The organism is Spiroplasma sp. hyd1 (assembly GCF_016082235.1).
Classification (GTDB): domain Bacteria; phylum Bacillota_I; class Bacilli_A; order Mycoplasmatales; family Mycoplasmataceae; genus Spiroplasma; species Spiroplasma poulsonii.
Window position 1 is genome coordinate 1 of sequence record NZ_JXYY01000030.1, and the last position, 2,209, is coordinate 2,209.

Genomic DNA, 2,209 nt, shown 5'->3' on the forward strand with positions numbered 1-2,209 from the left:
ATTGCAAGAAGTCTATTGTTTAGCATAAGTATCTCAATTTTTATATAAATCCATGAATTCATCACTAGGTTTATCAAATGAAATTCCAGTTGAATAACTATCCTTTAAAAAATCTAAATATCACTTATCATTATAAGTTAATGTTTGTGATGTTTTTAAAGTTGGATTAATAAAGTAATTTGTTTCTGACCAATTTTCAAAAAAACTACTATGTAAAAACATTGTATTAATAAAATCAGTTTCATTTATTCCTGTTGCTTGTTGTTCAATGTTATAAGTTTGTTGATTTAAAGGTTTAAATGCCGTTAAAGTGATGAAAGGAATCACTAAACTTAAAATACCTAAAATAAATATTGAAAATAAAGATATTGTCTTTTTCATATTTAACCGCTCCTAACTATANAANGTTTTTGAAACNATAAAACCTAAAATATATAAACTTGANATTGTAAGCATTAACGGATGACTAAANAANATTGCCATTTTANCAAACAACGAAAGTAACCANGTATCTGAATTATATANNTCCATAATNATATTTTTTGCTGATGTNANTTGATTTATAATNACNGTNATAAAACCNGTACCAAAAATAGCNATTGCTGCAACNAATAAAACTAATCTAATCATTATTTATGCACTCTCCNATATCCTTGTTCTCTTGNTTTTGCTTGTTTTGCTAAACTTGATAATTGTTGTTTATTACGATTAATTTTAAANTGTTTACGCTCTTTAANATGTTTTTGCATACCTTGNTTAGTATCNGANACNCCACGAGCNGTNGNNGAATANATNTNTGATGTACTATTTTGAACAGTTGAACCTAACTCATTATATTGTGTATAAGTACCATGTATTGCATAAATTGATAATTTAATAACCATAAAAAAGATTATAAAATAAGCAATCGTTGTATTTGTCATAGGTAACTTAGTATTTCAAATCACATCAAAAATAATAAAACTAAAAATCTTGTCTCAATTACCATTATTTTCNGNTAATAAATTAATCATTCTTATCACTTCCTTTTTCTTTTTTAGGTTTTAAATTCTTTTTCAAAATATCAATATCTAATAAATCTAAACGTTCTTTTATTGTTAAATCTTTAAGTTGAGTTCAATAATATTCTTTAGTAATAGGAACATCATCATTTTTTAGATCACGAGCAAATGATAATCATTTACTTTCATACTTTTGAGCAATTTCTAATGGAATAATAATCTTAAAAAACCGAATTCCTAATCCAACATCAGATCTATGTTTTGCACGTTTACCTTCCGCTGTACGTTTGACAGACTCGGTTTTTCAAATTTCATAATCAGTAATATCTTGAAAAATACCAATTTACATAATAAAGAAACGATTAAAAAAATTTAATCCTTTTTTAGCAGTAGGTTTTTTCAGTGAAATTGGAATAATAATACTACTTGCTAATTGCCGAATATTGTTTCAAAGCATGCCTTCCCGTTGAGCTGTAAATAAAGCACGATGTCCGAAATGCCTAGCCAACACAATTCAAGGAATTTTACCACGATGAGTTACTTTTTCATCATGTGGGCTTGTACCATCAATGTACAAAAAACTTTCATCAAACAAAATTAAACTATCATCAGGGGGAACTGCTTTTGTTCGATCAGTAAAGTCTAAATTTTTAAACGTTAAAACTTTAACTTTGTCATCTTCTAATGGATAGTTACTATAAATTTTATCTGTTAATAATTTCATTGTTTCTGACAAATAAGTTAAAAGTAGCGTTTTACCAGTTCCTAATTTACCAATTATTACTGACAAAGGATTATCTCAAACAAAATTAACTAATCTAAACGCATTTAACTGATAAAAAATATTTTTTCATAGTCATCAAACAAAGTAAACACATTGTAAAGTAAATAATAATCAAAATACTAAGCCAGTATAATTTAACGAAATAATTCAAAATAACAAATCAATTAAACTAAACAAAATCATTGAACCACTAATATAACAATAATTTTTTAAGAAAAATATNAACTTTTTCATTTTACCTCCAATAGTTATTTATAAAAAATCACACAGTATTTATTATGGTTTTCTCTCCCCACAAATCAGAAAGGAGAGTGATAAAAATACTTAGTATTTTTTTATCAATACTACGGNCATTCACACCNAATAATGCCCTATATATTATTATTTTTNGGTTTTAATCCTTTTGGAAAAGAATTATTCATAT

General features: G+C 25.6%; 1 protein-coding gene and 3 pseudogenes. All 4 read right to left on the reverse strand.

Annotation, left to right across the window (positions count from 1 at the left end; translation table 4 throughout):
* Window positions 1-15: 15 nt before the first annotated feature.
* Window positions 16-381, reverse strand: a pseudogene (locus TS70_RS04045) (spiroplasma phage ORF1-like family protein); the annotation flags it as partial.
* Window positions 382-393: 12 nt separating this feature from the next.
* Window positions 394-630: pseudogene (locus TS70_RS08850) on the reverse strand (hypothetical protein).
* A complete protein-coding gene (locus TS70_RS04050; RefSeq protein WP_198049491.1) occupies window positions 630-1,013 on the reverse strand; it encodes a hypothetical protein in 384 nt (127 codons plus the stop codon). The pseudogene TS70_RS08850 and the gene TS70_RS04050 overlap by 1 nt, the downstream one beginning before the upstream one ends.
* Window positions 1,006-2,019, reverse strand: a pseudogene (locus TS70_RS08525) (hypothetical protein). Before TS70_RS08525 ends, TS70_RS04050 begins: the two are co-directional and overlap by 8 nt.
* Between the last annotated feature and the right edge of the window lie 190 nt (window positions 2,020-2,209).